Source organism: Enorma phocaeensis (assembly GCF_016901575.1).
In the GTDB taxonomy this organism is placed as follows: domain Bacteria; phylum Actinomycetota; class Coriobacteriia; order Coriobacteriales; family Coriobacteriaceae; genus Limicola; species Limicola phocaeensis_A.
The window spans coordinates 1-6,379 of the sequence record NZ_JACJKQ010000034.1 but is presented as its reverse complement, the minus strand read 5'-3'; the positions used below and the strand labels follow the sequence as shown (position 1 = coordinate 6,379).

The 6,379-nt window shown below is 51.0% G+C and carries 4 protein-coding genes; all 4 read right to left on the bottom strand.

What is annotated here, in order from left to right; all coding sequences use genetic code 11:
- Window positions 1-92: 92 nt before the first annotated feature.
- The gene (locus H6A15_RS09880; RefSeq protein WP_204673590.1) at window positions 93-671 is read right to left on the bottom strand and encodes a restriction endonuclease subunit S; all 579 of its coding nucleotides are present in this window, start codon (window positions 669-671) and stop codon (window positions 93-95) included.
- Window positions 661-2,172: a type I restriction-modification system subunit M gene (locus H6A15_RS09875; RefSeq protein ID WP_204673589.1), complete on the bottom strand. Its 1,512-nt coding sequence runs from the start codon at window positions 2,170-2,172 to the stop codon at window positions 661-663. Before H6A15_RS09875 ends, H6A15_RS09880 begins: the two co-directional genes overlap by 11 nt.
- A gap of 9 nt (window positions 2,173-2,181) precedes the next feature.
- Entirely contained in the window at window positions 2,182-5,286 is a 3,105-nt protein-coding gene (locus H6A15_RS09870) for a type I restriction endonuclease subunit R (RefSeq protein WP_204673588.1), read from the bottom strand.
- Between the two features lie 807 nt (window positions 5,287-6,093).
- Window positions 6,094-6,379 (bottom strand): hypothetical protein (locus H6A15_RS09865; protein WP_204673587.1); only part of this gene is annotated, 286 nt, incomplete at its 5' end.

Genomic DNA, 6,379 nt, shown 5'->3' with positions numbered 1-6,379 from the left:
TGAATACGAGTCGAAAATGCTCGAAGAGCTGCGAGATACTCTGTTACCTAAGCTAATGTCTGGTGAAATCGACGTCTCGCAAATAGAGCTACCTATGCAGCCAAATAATCATTTAGTCGATCATTGACCAGCTGCTTCTCAAGAATAGCATCCATCATTGCAACGACCCGCTGCTGTTCCCCTACGGACGGCAACGAGATCTCAATGCGCGACAAATCATCAGGGTGCACGCGAAATACCTTCATGCCTCTTACATATTGACGAAGAGCAGTCTTAAAGCGAGGTGTTTGCATAATGTAATTTAAATAAGCGGGGATAACGGTATCACACTGCTTTACCCGAAGAATAGTCGTCTCCGTACCGGAAACCACATGCTTTCCCCTTGGATTGTTCAGTAAATAAGTGTGACCGAGATCATCGATAGTTTCAGAAGTTAGTACGCAGACAATATCTTGGTCATGCAAAAACTGCGTAGGCCTTATTTTCTCACTTGAAAGGATATACGGAATCTTTTTCTGCGGACTCTCGACATCGATACGCGTAGTGAAACCGCGATACAAGTCGCCATAATGGATATAGAGATAATCTCCTGCGTCATACATTCGAGCTCTAGGAACACTGGCTCCACGAGTAAACTCACATATATCCCCAAGAGCGACCCTAGAGCTCATACCCAATCGCCTCCAGATTCTTCTTGATCTGCTCCTGTAGACGGTTGGACTCCTCAAAGCACTTCGAGATCTCGTTCGTCAGACGAGCCATCTTCTCCTCGAACGGCTCGTCGTCCTCTTCGGCGTCGGCGATGCCGACATAGCGGCCAGGCGTCAGAATGTAATCCTGCTTGGCAATATCCTCAGTAGAAACCGCAGCCGAAAAGCCCTTCTCTTCTTCCAACGTCCCATTCCGAAACGCATCGAACGCACCCGCAACCTTGGCAATATCGTCGTCGGTAAACTCGCGCAGCTTGCGGCTCACCATCGTTCCCATATTGCGAGCATCAATGAAAAGCGTCTTCCCCGGCTGAGCCTTCTGCTTGGAGATAATCCAGAGGCTCACGGGGATACCCGTGCTGTAGAAAAGCTTATCCGGCATCGCGATAATGCCCTCGACAAGGTCCGCCTTCACGATGTTGGCGCGAATATCGCCCTCGCCGCTCGTCTGGCTCGAAAGCGATCCATTGGCAAGCACCATGCCCATACGTCCGTTACGGTTGAGGTGATGAATCATGTGCTGAACCCATGCGAAGTTCGCATTGCCCTCGGGTGGAATGCCGTACTCCCAACGAGAATCATCCTTAAGGCGATCGCCACCCCAATCCGACAGATTGAACGGCGGGTTTGCGAGGATAAAGTCGAACTTCTCCATCTTATGAACGTCGTTGAAGAAAGTGTCCGCATTGAACTTGCCGAGGTCCGCATCGATACCACGGATGGCAAGGTTCATCGTAGCCATCTTCCATGTGGTCGGGTTGCTTTCCTGTCCATAAATGGCAAGGTCGTTGATATTTCCCTGATGGCGCTTCACGAATTCCGTCGACTGGACGAACATTCCGCCCGAGCCGCAGCACGGGTCGTAAACGCGACCATGGTACGGCTCAATCACTTCAACGAGCGTCTTGACCACGCATGCGGGCGTATAGAACTCTCCAGCGTTCTTACCTTCTGCCTCTGCGAACTTTGCAAGGCAATACTCGTACGTTCGGCCAAGAATATCACGCGTATCACCCTTCTCCGCCATTTGAACATTAGTGAACAAATCGACCACGTCACCAAGGCGCCGCTTATCGAGTTCCTGTCGAGCAAAGTTCTTAGGAAGGATGTTCTTTAGACGGTCGTTCTCGGCTTCGATAAGGCGCATCGCCTCGTCGATTACCTTGCCGACCTCCGGCGTGTGCGCAGCCGCCGCGATGTTCTTCCAGCGCGCGCCCTCGGGGACGAAGAAGATGTTCTCATAGGTATACTCGTCGCGATCTTCCTCAAATCCCTCGCCTTCCTCAACCAGCTCTTGATAACGCTGATCGAACTTATCGGAAATGTATTTTAGAAAGATGAGGCCTAGCACGACATTTTTGTACTCAGACGCATCGATGTTGCCCCTCAGCTTATCTGCGGCGCGCCAAATCTGTTCCTCAAATCCGATTTCGGCAGTGTTGTCCGGCTTCTTCCGCGGCATATTAAACTCCTACTCGGCAATCTTCGTATCTGCCCACAGCTCGCACTGCTTCATCACGGTATCCATCGCATCATCAACGCCCTCTGGCGGATACTTGTACCTTCGCAACAGGCGTTTAATGGCGCGGCGCATACCAGCGCGAGCACTCTCCTTCTTTTGCCAGTCAATAGTAGCGCTCTTTTGAAGCGTTGCCGTCAGCTCTCGCGCGATAGCGACGAGCTGATCGTTGTTGTAGAAATCCTTTACCGCCTCAGGCCTTGTAATAGCGTCGTAGAACGCCATTTCCTCATCATTAAGGCCAAGCGCGGCGGCATCGCTCCTGTCCTTCATCATATCCTTGGCCATCTTAATGAGCTCTTCTATGACCTCGGCGTTGGTGAGCATGCCGTTTAGATACGAGTTCAAGGTACCTTGAAGCATCTCGCTAAACTTCTGCGCCTTCACCACGCTCGTCCTCTGATATGAGCGTACCTGCTCTTTGATGAGTCTCTTGAGACTCTCCACTGCGATGTTCTTCTGCTTCATGTGCGCGACTTCTTCAAGGAACGCCTCGTCAAAGAGGGAAATCTCAACGCTGTCCTTCTCAAAAAGATCGATGACCCCATCCGCATGCACTGTTTGCTGCAATATCTCAGTTACACGCTTATTGAATTCAGCATATGTCATTCCCCCACCACCGCCTGGGCCGCGTCCGGTTAAGCGAAGGACCTGCACGCGAAGGACCGAAAGGAACGCCGCCTCATGCTGATCTTCTTCCGAGGCGAGGCTTTTACACAGGCTCAAAGCCTGGTTCATCAGCTGACACTGTTTAATGAACTCTTCCCGGTCCTCCTCGCGCTTCGGCTCAAGCAGCCAGTTGACCGCATCGGAAATCACGCCAGCAAGAACCGAGCGCTTCTCGGTGAAAATAAGCTTCTGATAATCAATGCCATACATAAGGTCACGGCAGACATCCAGCTTCTCGAGAAACTTGGGGTACGCAGTTGCCGCGATGTTCATATCCCCATAGTTCGATTGATCGCGATTTGTATAGTCTTTCATCGCTCGCTTTAGCGCACGGGCGATACCGATGTAATCGACGACGAGGCCGCCCTCTTTGCCCTTACAAACGCGGTTAACGCGCGCAATGGCCTGCATGAGATTGTGGCCCTTCATGGGTTTGAACACATACATGGTGGAGAGACTGGGAACGTCGAAGCCCGTAAGCCACATGTCCACGACGATGGCAATCTTCAGGGGGTCGTCATCGCTCTTGAACTTCCGCTCCATCTCCTTCTTGTGTTTTGAGCCACCGCATACGTCGAACCATTCCTCGGGATCTTGGTTTGACATGGTCATAACCACGCCAACCTTCTCCTTCCAGCTCGGCCGAAGCTCCAGCATGCGGTAATAAATCTTCATTGCAATGGGTCGGCTATACGCTACAACCAGTGCCTTACCAGACAGAACGTCGGCGCGATTATTCTCGTAGTGCTCGATAATGTCCTGGCACAATGCATCAATCGTTTCGTCAGTGCCAAAGATTGCATCGAGCCCACCCAAATCATGCTTTGCCTTTTCGACGCTCGCCTCGTTGGCTTCGTCGGCAAACTCTTGATAGGCCGCATCGAGCTTTTCAAGCGCATCTGGATCAAGGTGAAGTGCGACTACCCGGCTCTCGTAGTAGACCGGCTTCGTCGACTCGTCTTCGACGGACTGAGTCATGTCGTAAACGTCAATGTAGCCGCCAAAAATCTCTCGAGTGTTGCGGTCGTCTGTCGAAATCGGGGTGCCGGTAAAACCGATGTACGAGGCGTTGGGCAAAGCTTTGCGCACAAGCCTAGCGGCGCCAATGGTAACCTTGCCGCTTGCATCCATCTTTTCCGTCAGCCCATACTGCCCACGATGCGCCTCATCGACCATGACGACAACATTGCTTCTGTCGCACAGTGGCTCCTCACCATCCATGAACTTCTGCATGGTTGTAAAGATGATTCCGTTCGCCTCGCGTCCAACCAGCAAATCCTTTAGGTCTCGCCTGCTCTCAGCTTGGACTGCCTGCTGGCGCAGGAATCCGGCACAACGACTGAACTGCCCAAAGAGCTGGTCGTCCAAATCGTTTCGATCGGTGATCACCACAATGGTCGGGCTCTCCAGATTCTCCTGCAACAAGTGGGCAAAAAAGACCATTGAAAGGGACTTTCCACTGCCTTGCGTATGCCAGAAGACGCCTATCTTGCCGTCACCCTCGACCGCCTCTTTCGCCCTTACAATCGCCTTTCGCACTGCAAAAAACTGATGATATGCAGCAAGGATCTTGACTACCTTTTCGGGCGTATCGTTGAAGCAGATAAAGTTCTTGATGATATCCAGCAGGCGGTCTTTAGGAAACATACCATCCAACATGGTCATCCACGTCGCCGTCTGCGTATTCGAATAGTCGCCGTCCGCCGATTTCCACGCAATGTATCGATCCTCGTCCGCGGTAATCGTTCCAACGCGAGTCTCCGACATGTCACTCATAACGCAAAACGCATTGGGAACAAATAGGCTCGGGATATGATGCATATAATTTCGCAGCTGCAAATATGCATCCGAAGCGTCTGTCTCTTCGCGAGATGGAGATTTAAGCTCAAAAATCACCAGCGGCATTCCGTTTACGAACACAATCAAATCGGGCCGCTTTTCGGAATACTCCACGAACGTCCACTGATTCACAACGTGAAAGTCGTTGTTATTCGGGTCATCGAAATCGAGAAGTCGAACGATATCGTCGTGTTCCTCTCCGTTTTCCGCAAAACGAACTTCGACACCCGACTGAAGATAATCGCTGAACGTTTCGTTTCTTTGCTCCAGGCTCCCGCCCTCGACATTGGAAATCTTTCGAATCGCCTCTTGGATTGCCTGCCTTGGCAGCCCTTTGTTGATTCGCCTCAGCGCGGACCCCAGCGCCCCAGGGAGAAACACGTCATCGTACCGATCAGAGGTTCTCGTGACGTCTGGTCCATATAGATGCTCGTAGCCCAGGTTATCCACGAAGTATTCAATCAGAGCTTCCTCATAGAAGTCCTCGTTCAAATGAATCTGTTCGAACGATAGGTTGACTTTGTATCGCTCGACATGCGGAACGGTCATGGCATGCTCCAGAAACGCTGCTGAAATCAGTTGTATCTATTATGCAGCATAAATTGCGGGAGCATTCCACCCCAGCCAATCAACTCGCATAACGTTTTATTCTTCGAAAAGCGGCATCTTCCGATTAATCATCAATCGAAGCAAAAGATGATCTTCATTTCCGTGTGTCGAATTCGAATCCTTTAAGTTCAGAAGCTTTTCTCAGAAGTATTATTGGAAGAAAGAGGAGGAGAAGGGTGCCCCGATAACGCTCGGGGCGGGCGCCGAGGTTAAACTCGGACCGTCTTATGGGCGGTCTTCGTCACCCTACGGTTACCGACTTTGACGGTGTGCCTAATCCGAATTCGCACCGTCGATTTCGCCTTTGCCATCCAATCACCTCCTTCTTGCCTAGTGGAGGGAGCAGCAGCTCGAACTATTGTTCCCTCCAATTTCCTGTTTGATGGTAGCATAGAAGATGGACGCTATATTTTGTAATATGATTTTCATCTAACACAATATATTGTGTTTTCGCTCGTCATAGCACAGGCAAATTTTTTTAGGTGACCATCAGGCTTAAGATAATTCATCTCTAGAAGCGGTTACCTGCAGGAATGTATTCAGCTGCTTCACAACTCATACCGTTTTCCTTTCGGTAGGCGGTAGACAACCAGTCTTGACCTATATCTTGTGTCTTACCTGCCGGCACTTTGCTTCTTTTATTGGTCGCTAATCCGCCATCTTGCTATAACCTTCTCAAATCCGGAATCGATTCCGGATTTGAGAAGGTTTGAGGCTGCCATGTACATCACTCGAGCGCTCGAGCCTTTAGTTCGCAGATATTCCAAACATTTCAAAGTCGTTGTCTTGACCTGCCCTCGACAAGTCGGCAAGACCACTATGCTCAGGCACCTCATGGAAGGAGATGCGTCGGCAGGCATCGAACGCGCCTAAGTAACTCTCGACAGCACCACCATCTTGCAGACTGCGAAGGAAGACCTGTTGAAGTTTTTTGAAAATGTCACCCCCAGAGACGTCGCGCCGCGTCATCCGCGCATCTTCCTGAGCAGGTCCTGCAGCTCCCTCTGGTTCCCCACGAGGTCGCTCTTCCTGT

Coding starts and splice junctions, on each gene's coding strand:
- H6A15_RS09870 (WP_204673588.1), bottom strand. CDS start 5,286: ATGACCGTTCCGCATGTCGAGCGATACAAAGTCAACCTATCGTTCGAA.
- H6A15_RS09875 (WP_204673589.1), bottom strand. CDS start 2,172: ATGCCGCGGAAGAAGCCGGACAACACTGCCGAAATCGGATTTGAGGAA.
- H6A15_RS09880 (WP_204673590.1), bottom strand. CDS start 671: ATGAGCTCTAGGGTCGCTCTTGGGGATATATGTGAGTTTACTCGTGGA.